At 66.0% G+C, this 23,273-nt stretch carries 21 protein-coding genes; 10 read left to right on the forward strand and 11 right to left on the reverse strand.

The features are described from left to right. The first annotated feature begins 89 nt into the window (after positions 1-89). A complete protein-coding gene (locus BLEFHOIH_RS08915) occupies positions 90-968 on the forward strand; it encodes an NAD(P)-dependent oxidoreductase (protein WP_088344520.1) in 879 nt (292 codons plus the stop codon). A 167-nt stretch (positions 969-1,135) separates the two neighbouring features. Here BLEFHOIH_RS08915 and BLEFHOIH_RS08920 read toward each other — a convergent pair whose 3' ends face one another. Beyond that, a complete protein-coding gene (locus BLEFHOIH_RS08920; RefSeq protein WP_088344522.1) occupies positions 1,136-2,074 on the reverse strand; it encodes a LysR family transcriptional regulator in 939 nt (312 codons plus the stop codon). Between the two features lie 176 nt (positions 2,075-2,250). Here BLEFHOIH_RS08920 and BLEFHOIH_RS08925 point away from each other — a divergent pair, with 176 nt between their 5' ends. The 4 genes from BLEFHOIH_RS08925 (at position 2,251) to BLEFHOIH_RS08940 (ending at position 6,101) form a co-directional block, all read left to right on the forward strand. Then, positions 2,251-2,817, forward strand: coding sequence for a flavin reductase family protein (locus tag BLEFHOIH_RS08925; RefSeq protein WP_088344524.1), 567 nt, complete (start codon positions 2,251-2,253; stop codon positions 2,815-2,817). Further along, complete coding sequence (locus BLEFHOIH_RS08930; protein WP_088344526.1) at positions 2,814-3,920, forward strand: LLM class flavin-dependent oxidoreductase; 1,107 nt, start codon at positions 2,814-2,816, stop codon at positions 3,918-3,920. The genes BLEFHOIH_RS08925 and BLEFHOIH_RS08930 overlap by 4 nt, the downstream gene beginning before the upstream one ends. Then, positions 3,917-4,939, forward strand: coding sequence for a Gfo/Idh/MocA family oxidoreductase (locus BLEFHOIH_RS08935; RefSeq protein WP_088344528.1), 1,023 nt, complete (start codon positions 3,917-3,919; stop codon positions 4,937-4,939). Before BLEFHOIH_RS08930 ends, BLEFHOIH_RS08935 begins: the two co-directional genes overlap by 4 nt. Positions 4,940-5,366: 427 nt before the next feature. Continuing rightward, positions 5,367-6,101 carry a winged helix-turn-helix domain-containing protein gene (locus tag BLEFHOIH_RS08940; RefSeq protein WP_088344684.1) on the forward strand — a complete coding sequence of 245 codons (735 nt, stop codon included), beginning with the start codon at positions 5,367-5,369 and terminating at the stop codon, positions 6,099-6,101. Positions 6,102-6,139: 38 nt separating this feature from the next. Here the strand turns inward: BLEFHOIH_RS08940 and BLEFHOIH_RS08945 are convergent, their stop codons facing one another. After that, the gene (locus BLEFHOIH_RS08945) at positions 6,140-6,544 is read right to left on the reverse strand and encodes a 6-carboxytetrahydropterin synthase (protein WP_088344530.1); all 405 of its coding nucleotides are present in this window, start codon (positions 6,542-6,544) and stop codon (positions 6,140-6,142) included. Between the two features lie 183 nt (positions 6,545-6,727). Here BLEFHOIH_RS08945 and BLEFHOIH_RS08950 point away from each other — a divergent pair, with 183 nt between their 5' ends. Next, complete coding sequence (locus BLEFHOIH_RS08950) at positions 6,728-7,651, forward strand: PfkB family carbohydrate kinase (protein ID WP_170937069.1); 924 nt, start codon at positions 6,728-6,730, stop codon at positions 7,649-7,651. Between the two features lie 113 nt (positions 7,652-7,764). Then, complete coding sequence (locus BLEFHOIH_RS08955) at positions 7,765-8,400, forward strand: hypothetical protein (RefSeq protein ID WP_088344534.1); 636 nt, start codon at positions 7,765-7,767, stop codon at positions 8,398-8,400. Between the two features lie 39 nt (positions 8,401-8,439). On the opposite strand, the gene BLEFHOIH_RS08960 is transcribed toward BLEFHOIH_RS08955, so the two are convergent. From BLEFHOIH_RS08960 to BLEFHOIH_RS08970, 3 genes are all read right to left on the reverse strand, one after another. After that, positions 8,440-9,822, reverse strand: coding sequence for a caspase domain-containing protein (locus tag BLEFHOIH_RS08960; protein WP_170937070.1), 1,383 nt, complete (start codon positions 9,820-9,822; stop codon positions 8,440-8,442). Positions 9,823-10,230: 408 nt separating this feature from the next. Next, complete coding sequence (locus tag BLEFHOIH_RS08965; protein ID WP_245296939.1) at positions 10,231-10,656, reverse strand: FKBP-type peptidyl-prolyl cis-trans isomerase; 426 nt, start codon at positions 10,654-10,656, stop codon at positions 10,231-10,233. Positions 10,657-10,778: 122 nt separating this feature from the next. Beyond that, positions 10,779-11,636, reverse strand: a complete 858-nt coding sequence (locus BLEFHOIH_RS08970; protein WP_088344539.1) for a hypothetical protein — start codon at positions 11,634-11,636, stop codon at positions 10,779-10,781. Between the two features lie 396 nt (positions 11,637-12,032). Between BLEFHOIH_RS08970 and BLEFHOIH_RS08975 the strand changes: the two genes are divergently transcribed. Further along, entirely contained in the window at positions 12,033-12,908 is an 876-nt protein-coding gene (locus BLEFHOIH_RS08975; RefSeq protein ID WP_088344686.1) for an AraC family transcriptional regulator, read from the forward strand. A gap of 213 nt (positions 12,909-13,121) precedes the next feature. Next, the gene (locus tag BLEFHOIH_RS08980; RefSeq protein WP_088344540.1) at positions 13,122-15,284 is read left to right on the forward strand and encodes a TonB-dependent siderophore receptor; all 2,163 of its coding nucleotides are present in this window, start codon (positions 13,122-13,124) and stop codon (positions 15,282-15,284) included. Between the two features lie 304 nt (positions 15,285-15,588). Here BLEFHOIH_RS08980 and BLEFHOIH_RS08985 read toward each other — a convergent pair whose 3' ends face one another. Further along, positions 15,589-17,136, reverse strand: a complete 1,548-nt coding sequence (locus tag BLEFHOIH_RS08985; protein WP_088344543.1) for an ATP-binding protein — start codon at positions 17,134-17,136, stop codon at positions 15,589-15,591. A gap of 283 nt (positions 17,137-17,419) precedes the next feature. After that, a complete protein-coding gene (locus BLEFHOIH_RS08990) occupies positions 17,420-17,896 on the reverse strand; it encodes an Lrp/AsnC family transcriptional regulator (protein WP_088344688.1) in 477 nt (158 codons plus the stop codon). A 102-nt stretch (positions 17,897-17,998) separates the two neighbouring features. Between BLEFHOIH_RS08990 and BLEFHOIH_RS08995 the strand changes: the two genes are divergently transcribed. Then, a complete protein-coding gene (locus BLEFHOIH_RS08995; RefSeq protein ID WP_088344545.1) occupies positions 17,999-18,895 on the forward strand; it encodes an EamA family transporter in 897 nt (298 codons plus the stop codon). A 38-nt stretch (positions 18,896-18,933) separates the two neighbouring features. Here BLEFHOIH_RS08995 and lpdA read toward each other — a convergent pair whose 3' ends face one another. From lpdA to BLEFHOIH_RS09015, 4 genes are all read right to left on the reverse strand, one after another. After that, complete coding sequence (gene lpdA / locus BLEFHOIH_RS09000) at positions 18,934-20,340, reverse strand: dihydrolipoyl dehydrogenase (RefSeq protein WP_088344547.1); 1,407 nt, start codon at positions 20,338-20,340, stop codon at positions 18,934-18,936. A gap of 247 nt (positions 20,341-20,587) precedes the next feature. Beyond that, positions 20,588-21,151, reverse strand: a complete 564-nt coding sequence (locus BLEFHOIH_RS09005; RefSeq protein WP_170937071.1) for a GNAT family N-acetyltransferase — start codon at positions 21,149-21,151, stop codon at positions 20,588-20,590. 160 nt (positions 21,152-21,311) lie between these two features. Next, a complete protein-coding gene (locus tag BLEFHOIH_RS09010) occupies positions 21,312-22,712 on the reverse strand; it encodes a pyruvate dehydrogenase complex dihydrolipoamide acetyltransferase (protein WP_088344551.1) in 1,401 nt (466 codons plus the stop codon). Between the two features lie 118 nt (positions 22,713-22,830). Beyond that, positions 22,831-23,271 carry a hypothetical protein gene (locus BLEFHOIH_RS09015; protein ID WP_088344553.1) on the reverse strand — a complete coding sequence of 147 codons (441 nt, stop codon included), beginning with the start codon at positions 23,269-23,271 and terminating at the stop codon, positions 22,831-22,833. Positions 23,272-23,273: the final 2 nt, after the last annotated feature.

Raw genomic sequence — 23,273 nt, forward strand, 5'->3', positions numbered from 1 at the left:
TCAAACACGTCCGGCGCTTGGTATTGCGCCAAGTTCCGCCTACCTCCGGTGAGAGGGCAGCAGGGGGCGCATTCACGAAGGAGCATGTTATGAATATCGGTTTCATAGGCTTGGGGCAGATGGGCGTCGCGATGGCGGCCAATCTGCTGAAGGCCGGGCATACGGTCACCGTCTACAACCGCACGCGCGGCAAGGCCGAGCCGCTGGCCGCGCTGGGGGCGAAGGTCGCCGGGAGCGTCGCCGAGGCCAGCGGCAACGATGTGGTCATCACCATGCTCGCCGATGACAAGGCGCTCGAAGCGGTCGCGCTGGGCGAAGGCGGCATCGTCGCCAGCCTGCCGAAGGGCGCCATGCATGTGTCGTCGAGCACGATCAGCCCCGCTCTGTCCGAGACGTTGACCGAAGCCCATGCCAAGGCCGGGCAGCGCTATGTCGCGGCGCCGGTGTTCGGGCGGCCCGAGGCGGCCGCTGCCGCCAAGCTGTTTGTGATGGCCGCCGGCGCGCCGGACGCCGTCGCCGCCGCGCAGCCGATCTTCGACGCCATCGGACAGAAGACCTTCGCCGTTTCGGAGACGCCGAAAGCGGCAAATCTGGTGAAGCTGAGCGGCAATTTCCTGATCGGCTGCGTGATCGAATCGCTCGGCGAGGCCATGACGCTGGTCGGCAAGGGCGGCGTCGACCGCAATCTCTATGTCGAAATTCTCAGCTCAACCCTGTTTCCCGGGCCGATCTATGGCACCTACGGCAAACTGCTCGCCGAAGGCAATTTCCAACCGCCCAAATTCGCCGCGCCGCTGGGGCAAAAGGACATCCGCCTGACCCTTGCCGCCGCCGAGGCCATGAACGTTCCGCTCCCCCTCGCCAGCCTGCTGCGCGACCGCCTGCTCACCCTGATGGCACAAGGCGGCGCAGATCTCGACTGGTCCGCATTCGGCCGCCTCGCCGCCCGCGACGCCGGGGAAGGTTGAGCGGGATCGCAAGACCGCGTCCAAAATCTTGTCGTTCCCGCGAAAGCGGGAATCCAGTACGCCGCAGTGCTCGTGTTGAGGCAGGGCCACACGACTGGGTTTGCCCCTTTACTGGATTCCCGCTTTCGCGGGAGGACAACAATAGGGCGGTTCGACTGAGCCCCGCGTTACCCGGCCCGCCCCTCTGGTAGATACGCCGTCCAGACCGCGTTCAGGCGCGCGGTCTCCTCCTGCAAAATGTCCACGAAAGCCTGCGCCGCCGGGGAGAGCACGCGGCGCGACGGCTCGATCAGCACCAGCTCGACCGGCAGAATGGGCCCGACGATCGGGTTGATGGTCAAAAGCGGCCGCTCGACATCGGACACCATCATGATGCCGGGCAAAATCGTCACCCAGTCGGAATTGGCGACGACGCCGAGCGTGCCCATCATGGCGTCGAGCTCGATCATGCGCTCGATGGCGATCCCGTTGGAAACCAGATAGGTCTCGATCAGCGCGCGCCGGGCATTCTGAGCGCCCGGCACGACGATCTTCAGAGGCGGCAGCGTCTTCAGCACCACCGGCGCCATATGCGTCATGGCCGCGCCGCCTCTCGACACCAGGACCTCGGGCGTCCGCAAGAACAATCGGCTCTTCAGGCCCGCCAGCCCCGGAAAGCCCGGCACCACGGCGAAATCCAGAGCGCCTGCCCTCACCTGACCCGTCAGCACGGCGCTGTAAGCCTCGACCACCCGCAATTGCACATTCGGATGCGCGGCGATGAAGCGCGACAGGGCCGGTGCCAGCGCGCAGCGGGTCATGGTCGGCATCAGCCCGACGGCGATCTCGCCGGTCAGCCCGCCCGCATAGCCGCGCACCGCGCTGTCCGCCGCCTGATAGGCGCGCAGCAATTCGATGCAGCGGCGATAGTAGCTGTCGCCCGCCGGGGTCGGCGCAACGGTGCCGCGCTCGCGGGAGAACAGGCGCGCGCCGAAACGGTCTTCCAGCTTGCGGATATGCTGGGAGACGCCCGATTGCGTCGCGTGCTCGCGCTCGGCGGCGGCGGTGAAGGAGCGCTCCTCATAGACGGCGACGAAGAGGCGGATGTCCTTGAAGGTCTCGGACAAGCGGCATCAACTTTTCTAATAGGGTTTAGCAAAACATATTATTGGGAGCACGCCCTAAGCGCACGTAGTTTCGTCGGAGGCAGACTGACGCCGGGCTTTTGGGGAATTTCCTCGATCCTCGGCTGCTCCCTCTCCCATGGGAGAGGGGACGACTGTGCCGTAAGCGAGCGACGGGAATGACCATCCATATGGCCGACATCGCGGAACAGCCGATCGACGAGCGCCATCTGCGCAACGCGCTGGGGCGCTTCGCGACGGGCGTCACCGTCATCACGACGCGCGCGCCGTCCGGCAAGCCGGAAGGGCTGACCGCGAACTCCTTCACCGCCGTCTCGCTGCACCCGCCGCTGGTGTCCTGGAGCCTGAAGCGGGCCGCCCCGTCCTATGCCGGTTTCCTCGCCGCCGATCATTTCGCGGTCAACATTCTCGCCGCCGACCAGCTCGCGCTCTGCCGCCATTTCGCGACCCCGCTCGCGGACAAGTTCGCCGGCATCCCCCATGCGGACGGCCTGCACGGCGCGCCGATCCTTGCCGGCTGCCTCGCCTCCTTCGATTGCCGCACCGAGACCACCATCGAGGGCGGCGACCATCAGATCTTCATCGGCCGGGTGATGCGCGCGACCTATCGCGACGGCGAGCCGCTGATCTTCAGCGCCGGGCGCCTCTGCCTGCCCGCGCTGATCGTCGAAACCACGCCGGCGGGGCCTGACGGCTTCCTGTCGGAGAATTGGGAAGGCTTATGAAACTCGGCTTCTTCACCATGCCCATCCATCCGGTCGGGCGCAACCTGACCGAGGTCTTCAAAGAGGACCGGGAGCTGGCGCTGATCGCCGACCGGCTGGGCTTCTCCGAGGGCTATTTCGGCGAGCACATCACCGACGCCGCCGAGACCATCACCTCGGCGCTGATCTTCATCGCCTGGGTGCTGAATGATACCAAGAATATCAAGCTCGGCACGGGCACGGTGAACCTGCCGAACCATCACCCGGCCATGGTCGCCGCCGAAGTCGCCATGGTCGATCACATGGCCGAGGGGCGTTTCATCTTCGGCATTAGCCCCGGCGGCCTGCTGTCGGATGCCGAGCTGTTCGGCAATCTCGACAAGGACCGCACGGCGATGTTCGTTGAGTCCATCGACCACATCCTGAACATCTGGGCCGGCGAGCCGCCGTACAATCTCAAGGGCCAGCACTGGACCATCTCGATCGAGCGCCAGACCATCAAGGAGATCGGCCAGGGCTACATCCACAAGCCCTATCAGCGCCCGCATCCGCCCATCGTCGTTACGGCGGTGGCGCCGTTCTCCAAGGGCGTCACGGAAGCTGCCGCGCGGGGCTGGGAGCCGATCTCGGCGAATTTCCTGCTGCCGGTCTGGGTGAAGTCGCATTGGCCAAAATACGCCGAAGGCTGCGCCAAGGGCGGGCGCGCGGCCGATCCGGCCAATTGGCGCGTCGCCAAGAGCATTTTCGTCGCCGACGACATGGTGATGGCCAAGCGCTATGCCACCGAGCCGGGCGGCCCGTATTTCCACTATTTCAATTCGCTGGCGACGAAGCTCGTGAAGAATGGGCGCGGCAACCTGTTCAAGGCCGACCAGAGCGCGCCGGATTCCTCGGTGACGCCGGAAGGCGTGGTCAGGGATCTCGTCATCTGGGGCACGCCCGAGAAGGTCGCCGACGACCTGCTCGCCTTCCGCGACGAGGTCGGCGATTTCGGCACGCTGCTCTATGCCGGCTTCGATTGGGTGGACCGCGATCTCGGTATCCGCTCGATGGAGCTGATGGCGGAGGAGGTGATGCCCGCCGTGAACCGCGCCATCGGCACAAAAAGCGAGGCCGCGGAATGATCCGGGTAGCGGTCGCGGGGCTCGGCTGGTGGGGCAAGCATATCGTGCGGCGCATGGCCGGGTCGGAGCTGGTGCGGATCACCACCGCCGTGGAGACGAACCCGGCGCTCGCCTCCTTCGCGGCGGAGCACGGGCTGGACTTCCGCTCCACGCTCGATGAGGTTTTGCGCGACGGCGAGATTGACGCCGTCATCCTGTGCACGCCACATTCGGCGCACACGGGTCAAGTGCTGGCGGCGGCGGCCGCGGGCAAGCATGTGTTCTGCGAAAAGCCGCTGGCGCTGACCCGCGCCGACGCGGCCCGCAGCGTCGCCGCCTGCTCCGATGCCGGCGTCGTGCTCGGCATCGGGCATGAGCGGCGCTATGAGCCCGGCATGGCCGAGATCGCCCGGCTGGTGCGCGAGGGCGAGCTCGGCACGATCATGCATGTCGAGGCCGATTTCAGCCATGACAAGCTTGCCAACGTCCCGCCCGGCGACTGGCGCACCGCGCCGAAAGACGCGCCCGCCGCCGGCATGACCGCCATGGGCATCCACCTGACCGACGCCTTCGTGCATCTGTTCGGACCTATCGCCGAGGTCTTCGCGATGACTGCCAGTCGGGTGACCTATCCCGACAATGGCGATGTGCTGAGCGTGCAATGCCGTTTCGCCTCCGGCGCGACGGGGCATCTGAACGCCATCCTGGTGACGCCGCTCTACATCAATTTCGTGGTGTTCGGTTCGGACGCCTGGGCGGAGCTGCGCAACCACACCCATCCCGACACGCCCGGCCCCTCGACGCTGACCGTGCAGCACCGCGACGGCCGCCGCGACGTGCGCCAGTTCGCGTGGACCGATACGGTGCGCGCCAATATCGAGCAGTTCGCCCGCGCCGTGACGGGCGAGGCGCCCTACCCGTTCACCGACGCCGAGAAGATCGGCAACATCGCCGCGCTGGAGGCCATCTGCCAATCGGCAGCGACCGGGCAGGCCGTGCCGGTTCCGCCCCACGCGGACCCAGCCAAGGCGCCCGCGTAACGCCTGGGGCGCGACCCGCTTTTGACGCGTTTTGCATGGAGTCGCCCGGCGTTGCCGCAGCCCAGCCTCTCCCATGGGAGAAGGTTGCACGCGAAGCGTGCCCGGTAAGGGGGTAATGACTCTCCGTGTGGCAAAGCCGCGTTTCACGATAGGGATTACCCCCTCACCCCAACCCTCTCTTCATGGGAGAGGGAGTTCGGCTGCAGTTGGGTTCGGGCGCGATTTGTTTCCGGCTAACCGTTCCCGGCCGGGACGCGATTGAGCCGTCGCCTGTCGACTGCCCTGCCCCATGCAAATCTGCATGGGCATCGAACAAGCTTGTCGGTTTTGCATCATCGAGGACCGCCCATCTTCGCTCGATGAAATTCTCCATCACAATTTCGACGTCTCGCGTCCGCCTCGCGGCCGCGAGACGGGACTAGGCGCCATGGCCCCGGTCAGCGGGAAGCAACCGCGCCTGGCGGTGGTCAGCGGCGATGCCGGCATGCGCCAGACCATCATCGACTGTCTTCAGCGCTACGACTTGTCCGCCGATTGGGGCGCCTCGCGCGAGGATCTCGACCGCATCGTCCGGGAGGGCGAGCCGAGGCTGATCATCCTCGATGCCCAACTCGGCGCGAGGAGCGGCTTCGACCTGTTGCGCGACATCCGCCGGGCCTCGAACGTGCCCGTCATCATGGTGGCGGCCGACCGGCGCAATGAGACCGAGCGGATCATCGGCCTGGAGCTGGGCGCCGACGATTATGTCACCAAGCCCTTCAGCCTCAGGGAGCTGATGGCCCGGGTGCGGGCGGTGCTGCGCCGGCATGAAAGCCGATCGCCCAAATCCGAGCACACCGCGCTGACCCGAGGCTACCAATTCGAGGGCTGGCGCGCGGACCGCAAGACCCGCCGCCTGACCGATCCGGCCGGCAATCACGTGCGGCTGACCCGGGCCGAATTTGCGCTGCTGCTGGCCTTCCTGGATGCGCCGCAACGCATGCTGACCCGGGACCAGCTCCTCGGCGCCACCTCCATGCATGAGGGCGTCTACGACCGCAGCATCGACGTGCGGGTGCTGCGGCTGCGGCGCAAGCTGGGCGACGATCCGGTCAAGCCGCATTTCATCCTGACCGAGCGCGGCATCGGATACAGCTTTGGCGTGCCGGTCGAGGTTTACTGAAACGCCTGACCCTTGGCCTCCGCCATGTCATGGCCGCGTCACGCGCCGACGGGGCCCTCGAACCATGCCCGCGCCACATGCGATTCATGCAGGGTGACGCGGATCTTTGCCAGATTGTGCGCGTCGGTGCCGAGATCGCCCTTGCGCGTGGCCTCGGCCATGCGGTCGAAGATGTGGCGGCACAGGAATTCGGTGGTGGTCAGGGCCCCGCGCATCTCGGCGACCTCGTCGAGATTGGCGTAGTTGATCGGCGCCAGCACCGCCTTCAGCGCCTCCGAGGCGCGGCCGATATCGACCACGACATTATGCGGGTCGAGTTTTTCGCGGAAAAAGGCGACGTCGACGATGAAGGTCGCGCCATGCGTCTTCTGCGCCGGGCCGAAAAATTCATGCGGCAGGCTATGGGCGATCATGATGTGCTCGCGCACTTCCAAGGCATACATTCGGGAGCGTCCTTTCGCTTCGACTGTGATCCGGGGCGTTCAGGGTCATGCGCGCCGGTTACCGTTGGATTTCGAGGCCGGTGACAATTGTAACGCGAAGAGCCCTGGCGGCCTCGCCTCGCCGCTCGATCCGCCCGGCCCGCTGGTCTAGGATGCCGCGGGCTCAGAAAGGACCGATCGATCGTGACCGCAGCCACCATCCACTGCCTCGGCCTGCTGGTGCTCGACCGCATCGTCGAGGTCGACCGCCTCCCGGGGCATGACGAGAAAGCCATGGTTGCCGCGAGGCGCGAGACGGCGGGCGGACCGGCGCGCAATGTCGCGGCGGCGCTTGCCGCCTGGGGCGAGCGCGCCGTGCTGATTTCGGCCATCGGCGACGACGCGGCAGGCGGGCTGCTGATCGACTCTCTCGGCGCGGACGGGCTCGGCCCCGAAGGCATCGCCGTCGTCGGCGGCATGGCGACGGGCACCACCATCATCATCGTCGACGCAACCGGCGAGAAGGCGATCCTGATCGATCCCGTCGCCGAAAGCGTGCTGGCGGGCATCGGCCGCGACCTGATGCCGGAGCCCGGCGACGTGGTGGTCGCCAATCTCTACCATCCTGGCGCGGTCACTGCCGCCTTCGCCCAGGCTGCCGCCTGCCGCGCGGCGTCCGTCATCGATCTGGAATTGCCAGAAATCGAGCGCTGGGGCTGGGACGCCGCCTTCGAGACGGCGGCGGGCGCGGGCCTTACGCTGACCAACCGGCAGGTTCTGTCCGCCTGGACGGCAAGCGTCGGGGTCGAGGGCACGCTCGAGGACGGCGCGGAACGGCTGGCACGGCGCCTCGCCGGTGAGGGCCGGCGCGCCTGCGTCACGCTGGGCGATCTCGGCCTCGTCGCCTGCGATGCCGGACGCATCGTCCGCGTGCCCGCGCTGCCGGTCAAAGCGCGCGACACGACCGGCGCGGGCGACACCTTCCTCGCCGCCTTCATCCACGCCGAACGGCTCGGCAAGAGTTTCGACGATGCGCTGGCGCTGGCGAGTGCCGCCGCCGGCCTGTTCGTCCAGTCCGGCCGTCCCTCCTGGCCGGAGGTCGAGCTGCGGGCGCGGCCGATCGGATGACGCATCCGACCAAAGGTCATCGCTAAAGCGTGAGATGCACGGCATCTGTCCCCTCAGTAGAGTTCGAAGCGCCCGGCAAAATGCTCGATGCGCATCTGGGAAAAGGACAGTCCATGCATCGCAAATTCCTCCCCGCGCTCGGCGCGGTTCTGCTGGCGGCACTCATGACCGCCGCATCGATTCCCTCCTCCGCTCCCGCCAGCGCCCAGGCGGAGCAGCGCGTCCGCGTACGGGGCACGGTCATCGGCCTGAGCGGCCAGACGCTGTCGGTCAAAACCCGCGAGGGCGCAACCGCCGAGATCGCGCTGGCCGACGGCTATGCGGTGGCGGGCGTGGTGCGCGCTTCGCTGGCGGACATCAAGCCGGGCGATTTCGTCGGCATCGCCTCGCTGCCGAAATCGAGCGGAGGCGACGGCGCGCTGGAAGTGCTGATCTTCCCGCCCGCCATGAAGGGCACCAATGAAGGGAGCTATGGCTGGGATTTGCAGCCCAACAGCACCATGACCAATGGCTCGGTCGCCAATGCCGTCAAGGATGTCGACGGGCACACCGTTACCGTCACCTACAAGGGCGGGGAGAAGAAGATCAACGTGCCCGAGGGGACGCCGGTCGTCACCTTCGCCGCCGCGACGCCCGCCGATCTGAAGGCCGGCGCCGCCGTCTTCGTCAATGCCGAGAAGGGCGCCGGCGGCGCAATCACCGCCCGCCGCGTCGCCGTCGGTCTGAACGGCGTCGTCCCGCCGATGTAAGCTGGGGGCTGGGCGCATTTTGCGCCCGCTAGCCTTGCCTCAGCCGCCGAAATCGATGACGGTTTCCTCGCCTGCCTTGATCTCGAACGGCTCGACGGCCGTGAGCGGATTGCCGCTGGTCAGCCGGTAGCGTCCGGGCGGCAACTCGATGGGGATGTCGCGCGGCACGGCGCCCATGGTGAACTTGCCGCCGGCCTCCTGCTCGATCCAAAGCCGCTTTTCGGAGTCGGTAAACAGATATTGCTCGTCCTTGTTGTTGATCAGGCGCAGCGAACCGACATGCTTGTGAAAATCGACAATGACGGTCTCGCCCTTTTTGATCTCCAGGGGCTTGACCGTGATGAGCCCGCTATTGCCCTTGATATGATACCGCCCCTGCGGCAGCTCGAGCGCCACGCCCGCCGGAATGACGCCTGACGGATTGCTGTCGCTCACCAATATTTTCCGGCCGTTCTCATTGAAGAGATATTCGTTGCTCTTGTTGTTGACGATCTTGAGCGTGCCGGTAAAGCCTCCGGCCTTCACCACCCTCTGCTGAGGCGCCGGCGACGCCGATTCCGGCCCGGGCGCCGCGTTCAGGGCCGTCTTCGGCTCGGGGCCGGGGCTGGGGTCTGGATCGGCGGGTGCGGTCTCGCCCGTCGCTTGGGGCGCGAGCATGATTTCGGCGGTCAGCGCCGAATGCTCCCAGGGGATCTGGCGCTTGCCCGTCGCCGCCATGACCTCGCGGCGGACCTGGACCAGGACGGCCGGCAAATCCTTCCCCTGCGCGGTGATGTGCTTGACCAGCGCGCCGGCATAGGGCGAGTTGCGGCTCCGCACGCCGTCCAAGGCGACGTTGCCCGGCTGAGTCGAAAAGCTGATCAGCGTGCCGGCCCCGGCTTCCTGGGCGGTCAGGCCACTACCGATGGCCGCCGAGCGGGTGCCCATCGCGCGCGCAAGATTTCGGGAGAGCGGATTGTCACGGCAGGCATCGACGAAGAGGAGATTGGTTTCCGTCGCCGCCTCCATGACGCGCTGCACGACATCGAGGCCGACCATCTCGAAATCCAGCGACTCGGCGGTCTTGAGCTCCGCGTCGACGGGAACGAGGTAATTCTTGCCGCCGACCTGCAGGCCGTGGCCGGCGTAGAAGAACATGCCGACAGAGGCGCCGCGCAAGGCTTCGGCGAATTGCCGGATGGTGCGGTCCATGCCGCTCTTGTCGAGATCGAGCCCCCTTATAACCTTGAAGCCCAGTTTTTCGGCGGCGGCAGCCATGTCGACCGCGTCGTTCCTGGGATTGTCGAGAACCGAGGCATTCCGGTAAGCCGCGTTACCGATCACCAGCGCGACGCGGCCCTCGGAAGCAAGCGCAACCGAGGCGGCATTGCCAGCGGCGAGCGCCAGGAGCACCAGCGCAAGTCGAGAGATCGCCTGAAACATGAGGCCCACCTGGCGAAAGCTGAAAAGATCATCGCAATATTTATCTCGGCCGAGGAATAGGCACTGAATAGGGCGCGGTGGAGGCTTCATATAGCCTGTGCGCCAGACGCTGAATTGCCGGAAAGGCAAATATCGGGGGCCGGGTTGTGGTTATTACTTCGGCGGCAAGGCTTCGGGCGGATGGGCGGGTCTCGCAGAACCGGGCCATTTACTCCGTCGCCCCGGCCGTCAGAGCCGGGGCCCACTCGCCTCTCCGCTGGCACGGTGCCCGCTGCTCTGTGAGTGGGGCCCGGTTCGGCCTGACGGCCGCCCGGGACGACGGGGAGAGGTTTAGCTGAGAAAGGAAAGCCCTCTCCCATGCAGGGAAAGGGCTGTTGCTGGGTCTGACCGTGCGCCGTGGGCTGCGAATCAGCCCTTCACGCCGAGCAGTTCGACGTCGAAGATCAGCGTGGCGTTCGGGGGGATGACGCCGCCGGCGCCGCGCGCGCCATAGCCGAGCTGCGGCGGGATGACCAGCGTGCGCTTGCCGCCGACCTTCATCGTGGCAACGCCTTCGTCCCAGCCGCCGATCACCTGCTTGGTGCCGATGCTGAACTCGAACGGCTCGCCGCGATCGACCGAGCTGTCGAACTTGGCGCCCTTGACGCCGTCCTTATACAGCCAGCCGGTGTAATGCATGACGCAGATCTGGCCGGTCTTGGGCGTCGCGCCGGTGCCGACCTTGGTGTCCGTGATTTGCAGGCCCGATGGTGTCGTCATGGTCTTTCCCGAGGTTTGGCCCAGGACCGGGCCGGGGGTGAAACTTGTGAGTGCGCCGGCCAATGCGGCAGCCATCGTCAGCGCCGCCAGGCCGCGCGCTCGTGGAAATCCTTGCATGCTCTTCCTCCTTGAGATCGGATGCGTGAGAGCTTTAGCCGAAGCGCCCCCTCACTCCCATCGGTTTTCAAGCACGGTGCCTACCCTGCCTGCCTGATCGAACCCGCAACCGGCGCCGCCGGCTGTTCCGAGGCGCCGACGATCTCGCTCCAATGGTCCGAAGCGAATTGTGATAGCGACAGGAGCTCGCGCAAAGCTTGCTCGGTCTCGGGCGGGGAGACCGCCGCCGCCTGCCCCGGCCCGGCGCTGTCGCGCCAATAGGCGATCAGCGCCATGCCGGAGGCCAGCGCCTGAGAAATATGGCGCGGGGCCTGGGCGACGATGAGGTTAAGCGTCGCACGCCGGCCGTCGCGGGCCGAATAGGCGCGCAGCACGCTGTCCTCATTGCCGGTTTTTACGGTCGCGAGCGTCAGCAGCAGGCTCTCGGCGGCGGCGCCGATCATGGCGCAGGCGGCGAGCCACGCCTCTGCGCTGCGGCAGCGCAGCGCTTCCTGCGCGCGCTGGTGATAGGCGTCGCCGAAACGGCCGCGAAAGCCGGCGAAGGCCGCCGCGAGCGCGCCGGGCTGAAGAGTGATGAATTGCGCGGCCTCGGCTTCCGGCAGCCAGCTCTCGCCATGGCTGGTCAGGCAGTAGCCGCCGCCATCGTTCACGCCCTGGTTGGAGGTGGCGCGCACGCCGGGCCGCAGCACGCCGCGCCGGCACAGCTCCCAGGTCGCCTCGAAGAACACGCCGCTCGCCTCCTGCGCCGTCCGCTCCCAATGGCCGGAATGTTGCGACTGCGCGATCGCCCATTGCCGCGCGGCGGTCGGAGCGTAGATGTCGTAGCCGTAATGGCTGCCCGCCGGATTGGTGCGGCTGCTGCCGCCGCGCGCATTCACCGCGATGCGGTCGCGGAGAAGTGTCAGCGTGAAGGCAATCGCTTCATCCAGCGTCGGCATGCTATGGCCCCCTCGATAGCCCCCAACTCCCAGGAATCGCCCTGAGTCTGCCAGGTTGCGCAACTCGGTCGGCGCGCTTGTCCACGCAAATGAGAGCATCACCTCCCGCGCCAAACGCAAAACACTCTTCACAGCCAAGCCGAAGATAAAGTCGAAATATCGGCACCTTGGTGACCGCATGCACAAGTGAATACCGGGCCGCCCTCGCCGTCGAGCGCCGGACCTCCGCGCGGGAGGGCGCCGCCGGGCCTAAATTCTCACGCAGCCAGAACGTCTTATCTGATGGCCGCGCGGATTCGTCCGTTTTAACGGGCGCGGGTCGGTGATAATCCGACTAAACCAGTCGGGAATGGCGCCCCGCACATGCGGGCCGTCGCGCTTTGGGGAGCGGAGGCGATGTTTCGTCCGCGCATGAAGAGCCGTGTCAGCGGCATTTCCGTCATTGGCGAGCTGAAATGGCGCGCCTGGAACGGCGTCGTCGCCGATGTCTGGTCGGTGAATTGCGCGGCCGACGCTTGCGGCGAATATTATTCCGAGGACCCGCGCCTGTTCGTCGTGCTGGAGATGGACGGCCCCGGCGGCATCGCGCTGCAGGGCGAGAGCGAACGGGCGGGCGGGATGGTCGGCCGGCAATCGATCAGTTACATCCCCGCCGGCTACCCGATCCGGGGGAGCGTGGACGGCGCGTTTTTCATGCGCCATCTCGATCTGCATCTCGACGTGCCAGCGCTGATGCGCCGTTTCGGCGGCGAACTCGACGCGGAGCGGCTGGAGATCCCCCGCCTCGGCTTTCAGGACGCGCGCATCGCCGCGTTGCCTGCCCTGATCGCCGCCGAATGCACCAGCGACGCCCCGCTGCATGACCTCTATGGCGACGGGCTGCTCGGTGCCCTGCTGACGGCGCTGTTCGGCGTCGAGCGCAAGACCGGGCGGCGGCGCAGCCAGCTCTCGGGACGACAATTGCAGCGTGTGAAAGCCTATATCGAGGACCATTGCCTGGAGAACATCCGGCTGAGCGAACTGGCTGAACTCGCCGGCCTGTCGCCGACCTATTTCAGCCATGCCTTCAAGGCCTCGACGGGCGTTGCGCCCTATCGCTGGCACATGCGGGCGCGCATCCGCAAGGTGCAGCGGCTGCTGCTGGAAAACCACGCCCCGATCACCGATGTGGCGGCCGTCGCGGGCTTTGCCGATCAGGCGCATCTGACTCGCGTCTTCAAGCAGCATGTCGGCCTGACGCCGGCGGCATGGCTGCGCGATCATGCGCAGTAGCCCCGGCACAGAGGCGAGGCGGCCACAGTGCTGCGCCATTGCGTCACAAGCCCGCCCGGCTGACCAAAAACCTTCAGCGCTCCGAAAAACCCTTCAATACAGGATGAGATATCCGACCTAGACAGTCGGGATTAACCGCAAGGGGGTCCGGCGCGAACAGGCAGGCGCGGGAATTGCGGCCGGTGGGGCACGGAGATTGGGGAGTATCGGGCTTTGGCACGACAGGCAAGGATTGCGTTATTGAGCGGGGTTGCGGCGGCGGCATTGCTGCTGCCGGAGACGGTTTGGGCGCAAACGCCCCTCAACCCCATCGTCGTTGAGGGCGCCAATCAGGTGGCACCCGCCGCGACCGACGAAGGCGCTCCCACCACGACGGAAAGCGCGACCGGCCCGGTCAACGGCTACGTGGCAAAGACCACCGCGACCGGCTCCAAGACCGCGACGCCGATCACGGAAATCCCGCAATCGGTCTCGGTGATCGGACGGCAGGAGCTGGAAGATCGCGGCGTCACCAAGGTCGACGAAGCGCTGCGCTACACGCCGGGCGTTTTCGCCCAGCCCTTCGGCAACGACAACGACACCAACTGGATTTACATCCGCGGCTTCGACGCGACCCAGACCGGCGTGTTCCAGGACGGCTTGCAGCTCTTCAGCTTCGCCTTCGGCGGCAATTATACCGACTCCTTCTCGCTGGAGCGCATCGAAGTGCTGCGCGGCGCGTCCTCGGTGCTCTATGGCGGCAGCAATCCGGGCGGGCTGGTCAATCTCGTGACCAAGCATCCCGATGGCGAGCGCCTGCGCTATCTGGAGAGCGGCATCAACGACGCGGGCGATGCCTGGCTTGGCTTCGACATCGGCGACAAGGCCAGCCCCGCCATCGATTACCGCATCACCGGCCGCATCGGCGGCGGGGACGGCTACACTGATTTCGAGGATGAGTTCCGGGGCTTCATCGCGCCCGCCGTCACCTTCCATGTCGACCGCGACACCGATTTCACCGTGCTCGCCAACTACACCTTCCTCGACGAGACGCATGGCGGCGGCGGCTTCCTGCCCTATATCGGCACGGTGGTGGATGCCCCTTTCGGCAAGATCTCGCCCGAGCGGAATTTCACCGAGCCGGGCATCGACGAATATCAGCGCCGTCAGGCCAGCATCGGCTATGAGTTCGAGCACCGTTTCTCGCCGGATTGGGCGGTGCGCCAGAATCTGCGCTACGGCTACAGCGATCTGCATGAGGTGGCGCCGTTTACCTTCGGCTATACGAATCTGGATGAAAACGGCCTTCCGAAGGACGCTCTGCTGAACCGCTTCGATTTCGAGCACCGCTCGACGGTGAACAGCTTCCTCGTTGACAATCAGGCCGAGGGCCGCGTGCAAACGGGACCTATCGAACACCGGCTGCTACTAGGCTCAGACTATAAGTGGTGGCGGCTCGACCAGCTTCAGCTCTCCGGCTTCGGCACGCCGATCGACGCCGTCAATCCGGTCTATGGCGCGCCTCAGCCGCCCTTTACCTTCATCACCGATCAGGTTGTCACGCTGGAACAGCTCGGCTTCTACGCGCAGGACCAGTTGCGCTTCGGCGACGGCTGGATCGCGACGCTGGGCGGGCGTTATGATCATGTCGACATGCAGGCCAAGGGCACCGGGGCGTTCGATACCTCGGACGATCAGTGGAGCGGCCGGGCCGGCCTTGCCTATGAATTCAAGAACGGCCTCACGCCCTATGCCAGCGTCTCGACCTTCTTCAATCCACAGATCGCCAATGCCGGGCAGGGCTTTGTCGAGCCCGAGACCGGGCAGCAATATGAGGTCGGCGTCAAATACGCGCCGAAATGGTTCGACGGCATCATCACCGCAGCGCTGTTCGATCTCACCAAGCAGAATGTGCTGACGGGCGCGTTTCCAAATCAGGCGCTTGTCGGCGAGGTCAATTCCCAGGGCATCGAGCTCGAGGCCAAGGCCAACCTCACCAAGGATCTCCGGCTGACCGCGTTCTTCACCGCCTTCGACCTTGAGATCACCAAGGATGCCTCGCGGGACCTCGTCGGCAATACGCCCTTCCTGGTGCCCGAATTGCAGACCGGCATCGCGCTCGACTACACCTTCCATGACGGCGCGCTGCAGGGCGTCTCGCTCGGCGGCGGCATCCGCTATCAGGGCGAGAGCTGGGCCGACAACGACAACACGAGGAAGGTGCCGGACGTCGCCCTGTTCGACGCCAAGATCGGCTATGCCAAGGACAATTGGGGCATCGACCTCAACGTGCTGAACCTGTTCGATGAGGAATATGTCTCGGGCTGCCAGGGCCTCACCACCTGCAGCTATGGCGAGGGCCGCGTGGTCAAGCTGAAGACGCATATCACGTGGTAGCGGGCGGCTCGGCCCGCCGCCACCATCGACTGGGCGATGCTGGGGACCGCGCTGGCGGTTCTACGCGGGACCCGAGCGATCCAATCCCGAGATCTGCCTTTGGACCGGCGATGCCCGCAGCGTTAACGCAGAGTTTCCAATCATCGTCCCGGACCCCGCGCAGCGGTGAGCCGGGACCCAATGGCCTGTCAGCAGGCACTGCGGCAATGTGAGAGGCGAGTGGGCCCCGGCTCTGACGGCCGGGGCGACGGAAGAGGCGCGAATTTCTGCAGCGAAACCGTGCCAGCCGGTTCATCGCGGCCCGCTAGGCGCTGTCCCTGCCGTTGCGGGGCGGGGGTGCGTTCGGGAACCTCGCGCTGAGCTGGGTGCCCTGCCCTGGCGCCGACCTGATCGTCAGTGTGCCGCCGATCGACTCGACGCGCTGCCGCAGCCAGCGCAAGCCCAGGTTCCGGCCGGGTTTCAGCGCCTCGTCGGTCGAGAAGCCGGGGCCGGCATCGCCGACGGTGAGGGTGACGCTCTCCTCCTCGCAGGAGGCGGTGACGGACTGGCCCAGCCCGCCCGCATGCGAATAGGCGTTCGCCAAACCTTCCTGCACCACCCTGAACATGCAGATCGTGACCGGCAGCGGGAGTTCGTCGGGAAATGAGGACAGGTCGCATTTGACCGCCGTGCCGGTCGCGGTCTCATGCGCCAGAACCGCCCGCTCCACCGCCTCATGGGCCGACAGCCGCCGCAGCTCCGGCAGGGGCAGGCCGGAGGCGATGTCCCGCAATTCGCGCATCGCGCCGGCCGTCGCCTGCGCAATCACGTCGACGACGTCGCTGACGGCGCGGGGCTCGCCGGGCTCGTCCTCATCCGCGTCGGGCTTGAGCTCGTACATGCGCAGCAAAGCCAGCGCGAGCAGTTGCACCGGCCCGTTCTCGAGCTCCGAGCTGATGCGGCGCAATTGCTCCTCGCCGAGCTCGATGCCGCGCCGGTTCGCCTCCTGCAGGCGCTCGCGCAGAGCCTTGTTGACCTCGCCGAGGCGGATTTCCTCCTCCAGGCGGCGCTCGATCTCCAGCCGCTGCGCCTCGATGGTCTGGCTGCCGTTCTGCACCACGGCGAACAGCACCCCGATCATGAGCAAGGTGGTCAGGCCGACGACGATCCAGGTCCGCCGGCGGATCGAATCGAGCTGCGCCTCCAGCACCTGCGCGCCGGAGACGATCTCGATGACGGCGATGACCTTGCCGCCGTCCTTCTCGTGCAGCGGCGCGTAGACGGTGCGGATGGCGCCCTCGTCACGCTTGTCGCGAAACAGCATTCGCAGGCGCTTGTCCAGGAGCGTGGTGCGGACCTCGCCGCCGAGCGCGTCCTGCACCTCGCCCGGCACGGGAAATTTCTTGCCGGTCAGATCCTTGTGCGTGGAATAGGCGATGGTGCCGTCGGGCTGCCAGATCGCCACCGAGGTCAGGCGGCTCCAGAGCGGCGTCAGGCGCAAGCTCCTGTCGACGGCTGCCGCGATCTGAGCCGTGTCGCGCTCGCGGGCGGCGAGCAGCGGCACGATCGGCGACAGCAGGCCCTGCACATAGGCGGAATCCGTCAGCGCGGCGTTCTGCGACAGTTCCCGCTCGATCTGCATCAGCACCCAGCCGCCCAGGATCGCCATGCCGTTGCACAGGATGATGGCGGCGGCGAAGGCAAAGCGGGAGGACAGGGACAATCCCGGCAGCAGCGCCGAAAGATGATAGGCGCCGATGCGCGCCCCCTTCCAATGTCGCCGGGGGCCGGGAGCGCCGACGGGCCTCTGATGCCAAACGGGCATGAACCGGCCGATGCGGGACGCGACGGACTGGAGCATGGTGTCGCTCATGAATGACGCCCGAACGTAAAATTAATCCAGCACTCCAACCCACATCCAATGCGAGGAATTGTCGAGAGACCAAAGTCCAGTCATTAGGATGGTGCGACACAAAAACCGCCGCCGCCGGGGGCGTTTCACCCGCATGTGATCGAGGCGGGGAGGCGAGCAGCGCTGGCATACGGTCTACCAGCGTGTCGCCAGCGTTCGAGGCCTCAACTTAGCGGCATTGCGGCAGCCGCGTCCGTGGATATAGCCACGCCTTAGGCATCATTTTCCACGCGTAGCCAAGCGGTTACATGTCCTCGCTTCGGACCGGAGGCATGCGGCGCGGCACCGGCGAGGACTGCACGATCGAGGTGTTGGTCATGGCATAGGGGATAATCTGGTCGATCAGCCGCTCCAGGTCGGCGACCGAGCGGACATAGGCGCGGGCAATAAAGCAATCCTCGCCGGTGATCCGGTCGCATTCGACGATGTCCGGCAGACCTTGCAGGATCTCGGCGACGGTCTGCAATTGCCCCGGCATCGGCCGGATGCGCAGCCAGGCCGCCAGCGGGCGTCCGAGCGCCTTGGCGCTCACGGCCAGCGTATAGCCCTCGATCACTCCGGCCTCCTCGAGCCGCCTGATCCGCTCCGATACGCTCGGCGCCGACAAGCCGACGAGGCGCGCCAGTTCGGCGATGCTGGTGCGCGCGTCCTGCACGAGGGCCCGGAGGATGCGGGCGTCGACCTGATCCAGAGGGCCATTTTCATATCGAAGCCGTTTCACCGGATTGCGCCTTTGATGCTGGGCTGGATTAGCGATCATAGCCTTTCAGCGCCCATGGAAACAGATAGGGAAGACTCTCATAGTCGGAGTGAGGAGAATGCCATGCCCCCTGCCGCGCCGACGCTGACCCGCATCGCCCATGCCGCCCCGCCGCATCTCTGGTTCGGCGTCAGCGCGGTGTTCCATTATCTCGGGCCGTCCTTCGCCGTGCTGCTGTTTCCGGCGGTCGGGGTATTGGGCGTCGCGTGGCTGCGCATCGCCTCGGCGGCGCTGATCTTCGCGCCCTGGACGCGGCCCTGGCGCACCATCCGCGAGGCCGATGCGCGGACGCGGCTGCTGCTCGCCGCCCTCGGCGCCTGTCTGGCGGTCATGAACACCGCCTTCTATCTTGCCCTCGACCGGTTGCCGATGAGTCTGGTCGCGGCGATGGAATTCGTCGGCACCATCGGCGTCGCGGTCTACGGCCTGCGGACCGGGCGCAATTTCGCCGCGCTCGGCCTCGCCGTGCTCGGCGTCGTCCTGCTCATCGACGTCAAATGGTCGAGCGATCCGCTCGGGCTGTTCTGGGCCTTCGTCAACGGCGCGCTGTTCGTCGGCTATATCCTGCTCGGCCACAGGATGTCCGAGGGCGGCGCGAGCGGCGGCGTCGAACGGCTGGGCGCGGCGATGACGATCGCCTTCCTGTTCATTCTGCCCGTCGGCCTGGTCCAGGTCATCCGCGTCGCCGGCGAGCCGCGATTGCTGCTGGCGGGCATCGCTGTCGGGCTGTGCTCCTCGGTGATCCCCTATGTCTGCGACCAGTTGGCGATGTCGCGGCTGCCGCGCGCAAGCTTCGCCCTGCTGCTGGCCCTGCTGCCGGCGGCGGCGACCATCATCGGGGCCATCGTGCTCGCGCAGATCCCGAGCGCGCGGGACATATTGGGCGTGCTGCTGGTGATGCTCGGCGTCGCCGTCCACAAGCCGGCGAACGCGCTCGCAAGCGAAGCGGCGCCCGCTTAGCGCGGGCTTCGCATGGATCTGGACGCGGCGCGGGCCGCCTAGATGTGCAGCACGCGCCCGTAAGCGTCGAGCACGGATTCGTGCATCATTTCGGACAGTGTCGGATGCGGGAAGATGGTGCCCATCAGCTCGGCTTCCGTCGTCTCCAGGGTCTTGCCGATGGTGTAGCCCTGGATCAGCTCGGTGACTTCGGCGCCGATCATATGCGCGCCGAGCAGTTCGCCGGTCTTGGCGTCGAGCACCGTCTTGACGAAGCCCTCGACCTCGCCGAGCGCGATGGCCTTGCCATTGCCCTGATAGGGGAATTTGCCGACCTTGACCTCGTGACCGGCGGCCTTCGCCGCCTTCTCCGTCAACCCGACCGAGGCGATTTGCGGCGAGCAATAGGTGCAGCCGGGGATGTTCTTGACGTCCATCGGATGCACGCCCGCGAAGCCCGCGATCTTCTCGACGCACAGCACGCCCTCATGCATGGCCTTGTGCGCCAGCCAGGGCGCGCCTGCCAGATCGCCGATGGCGTAGATGTTGGGGACGTTGGTCTCGCCATAGGGGCCGATGACGACATGGCCCTTCTCGACCTTCACGCCCTGCTCTTCCAGGCCGATATTCTCGACATTGCCGGTGATGCCGATGGCCAGGATGACGCGGTCGACGGTGAGGTTTTCGGTCTTGCCGTCCGCCAGCGTCAGCGTCGCCGTGACATTGTCCTTGCCGGTCTTCAGCTTGTCGACCTTGGCGCCGGTGTGGATCTTCATGCCCTGCTTCTCGAACGCCTTGCGGGCAAAAGCGGAGACCTCCTCATCCTCGACAGGCAGGATGCGGTCGAGCACCTCGACGACGGTGGTTTTCGCGCCCATGGTGTTGAAGAAGCTGGCGAATTCCATGCCGATGGCGCCGGATCCGATCACCAGCAGCGAATTCGGCATGGTCTCGGGGATCATGGCTTCCTTATACGACCAGATCAGCTTGCCGTCCGGCTCTAGGCCCGGCAGCGTGCGGGCGCGGGCGCCGGTCGCCAGGATGATGTTCTTGGCCGTGATATCAGGCATCGGCTTGCCGTCCTTGCCGGTGAGCGCGACGGCGCCTTTGCCCTTCAGCTTGGCGCTGGCGTCGAAGACGGTGATCTTGTGCTTCTTCATCAGGAAGCCGACGCCGTTCGACAGCTTCTTCGACACCGCGCGCGAGCGGGCAACGATCTTCTTGATGTCGAAATTGATGTCCTTGGCGGAGAAGCCGAATTCGTCGAGCCGGTGCAGGAGGTGGTAGATTTCGGAGGATCGCAGCAGCGCCTTGGTGGGGATGCAGCCCCAGTTCAGGCAGATGCCGCCAAGATGCTCGCGCTCGACGATGGCGGTTTTCATGCCGAGCTGGGCGGCGCGGATGGCGGCGACATAGCCGCCGGGCCCTGCGCCGATCACCACAATATCGAAGGCGGTGTCAGCCATATTTCCCCCGGGAATCGGTGTTTTCCGGGCCTCTGCCCGTTCGCGCCGGAAACATAGTCAATCGCGGCGCGCCGTACCACCCTCCATTTCGGGGCCGCTGACCCGACGCTCCCGCAGGGCTGACCAAGGATGGCGCGCGGCATCGCCCGCGCAGGCGCATCCGCTGCCTCAGCGCAAATTGCGAGGCGAGGCAGGCCCCGGCTCGGCCTCGCGGCCGTCCGGGGAGACTAAATATAGGCACCGCCGCTTATGACGCCCGCTGGGATCGCTCGGTTTGGACATAGGGCGCGTGCAGGATGGCCGGAACGAAATCCTTCTGCAGGATCACCACCGACCGCCGCCGCGTCTCAGGCCAAAGCGTGAAGCCATGCCGCTCATAGAAGCGCATCGCGCCGTGATTGGCGGCGGTGACTTCCATCAGCAGACAGGAACAATGCGCGCGCCGCGCCTTCGCCTCCAGCTCGGCCAACAGCACAGCGCCGAGGCCATGATGCTGGTATTCGGGATAGACGGCGATGGTGTTGACGTAGAAGCTGGCCTCGGGCCGCCCCTCCAGCGTGGCGATGGGGCGGAGGCTTTGGCAGAGGCCGGTCAGCTTGGGCGTCTCGCCTGTCGGGGAGAGCTTGTAGCCGAGCGCCATGCCGGCGATGCGGCCGCCAATCTCCAGCACGACGGCCCGTTTGCGGCAGAAGGCTTCGGATTTGCGCAATTGCCTGAGCGCGCCGATCTCGATCGGATTGGCGCCGGTTTGTGTGAAGTCGCAGGGAAAACCGGGCGGCTGGTCGCCCGCAATGATAATCAGCTCGGCCAAAGACCGAGTGTCGCCCGCCCGCGCAACGCGCAGGACCGGCTGCTCCATAGGAGCATATTGGGAAGACATCGAGAAAACTCGGAGGGTTTCGCTAAGAAGCCTGCAAATCTAGCTTGTGACGCCCTTTGAGGCGGCAGAGGAGCTTTTTGCGGGTGGGTCGCTAAAGCAGCATGGTCACCGGCTCCTCGATGAAGCCTCTGAATGCGGAAAGAAGCTGGGCGCCCAGCGCGCCGTCAATCACGCGGTGATCGCAGGACAGCGTCACCGTCATCATGTTCATGATCTTGATCTGCTCGCCCTTGACGACGGCGCGCTTCTCGCTCTGGCCAACCGCCAGGATGCTCGATTGCGGCGGGTTGATCACGGCGTCGAAATGCTTGACCTGATACATGCCCAGATTGGAGATCGCCGTGGTGCCGCCCTGATATTCGTGCGGCGCAAGGCGGCGTCGGCGGGCGCGTTCGGCGAAATCCTTCATCTGCAAGGAAATCTCGACCAGCGACTTGTCGTCGACGCTGCGGATGACCGGCGTGAACAGCCCGCCATCGACCGCGACGGCCACCGCCACATCGGCATGCTTGTGGAACAGCGTGCCGCGATCGCTCCAGGTGGCGTTGGCGTGAGGAACGCGCATCAGCGCAAGACCGAGCGCCTTGATGATGAAATCATTGACAGAGAGGCGGTAGGCCTTCGGGCCGTCCTTGGGCGAGCGCATGTTCAGACGCTGGCGGGCCTCCAACAGATTGTCCAGCTCGCAATCGATGGTCAGGTAGAAATGCGGGATGGTCGCCTTGGCCAGCGTCAGCCGGGTGGCGATGGTCTTGCGCATATTGTCGTGCGGGACCAGTTCGTAGGTGCCGGGTTCGTAGAGCGCGAAAATCTGGTCGTCGGTCATGGCCTGCGGCATGACCGTGCCGGAGGGCGCGCGGACAAGGGCCTGCCCAGTCAGCCCGGCGGGGGCCTGCGCGGCGGGAGCGGCGCCGGAAGAGGCGGCCTGCTCGACGTCATGCATGACGATGCGGCCATGCGGGCCGCTGCCCTTCAGCGCGGACAGATCGACGGATTTCTGCTGCGCGGCGCGGCGGGCGAGCGGCGAGGCGAAAATCCGTTCGGCATGGCCGTTGGCGCCGTTGCTCTTCGGGGCGGGCGCCGGTGCCGCCGCTGCGGGCGCGGCCGGTGCAGGCGCCGCCTGGGCGGGTGCTGGCGCAGATGCCGCCGGTGCGGCGCTCGCGGCTGCGGGTTGCGGCGCCGGCTGCGGCGCGCTCTTGGCCTTCGGAGCCGCCTGTCCCGCGCCTGAATCGAGCGCGGATTTGTCCTCGCCCTCGGCCAAGAGAATGGCGATCGGCGCGTTGACCGCGACGCCCTCGGTGCCTTCGGCGATGAGAATGCGCGCGACCGTGCCCTCCTCGACCGCCTCGACCTCCATCGTCGCCTTGTCGGTCTCGATCTCGGCGATGACATCGCCGGAGGCGACGGTGTCGCCTTCCTTGACCAGCCATTTGGCGAGCTTGCCCTCTTCCATGGTCGGGGAGAGTGCGGGCATCAGAATCGAAATGGGCATCGGATCTTACTCGATCGTTTTTGTGGCTGCGCTCAGGCAAACCTCAGCTTTACCGCTTGTAGTGTGCCGCGTACAGCCTGCGTTTTTCATGAACGGCGCGGGGACAGTCGGAGAAATGTTATGCCCGGATGGCATCGTCAAGCTCCGTCCGCGCCAGCGTCCAGCGATAGAAGAAGGTCAGGTAGAACAAGGAAAGATACACGGCGAAGGCGACCGCCCAGCCCAGGATCGCACCGACATAATAGAGCATGAAATCGCCGGCGAGGCCGAATAGCCATTGGCGAATCGTCTCCCGGTCGGTGACAGGGATATTGGCGCGGTCCCAGTTGGAGATCACCACTTCGACGAGATCCGAGATGGCGAAGGCGAGGCCGCCGAGGAACAGAAAGCTCATCGTCAGGATGAAGAAGGCGAGCATTTTCAGCGGCAGCGGCGCGCGTGCGAGGAAGAAGTAGAGACCGGCGATATAGGCCGAGACGATGGTGAAGAAGACCGAGAACAGCGCCAGTATGAAGGTGACGGCCTCGAAGCGGGCGGAAATCGCGTTGGTGACATCCATGC

The organism is Rhodomicrobium sp. R_RK_3 (genome assembly GCF_002198715.1).
In the GTDB taxonomy this organism is placed as follows: domain Bacteria; phylum Pseudomonadota; class Alphaproteobacteria; order Rhizobiales; family Rhodomicrobiaceae; genus R-RK-3.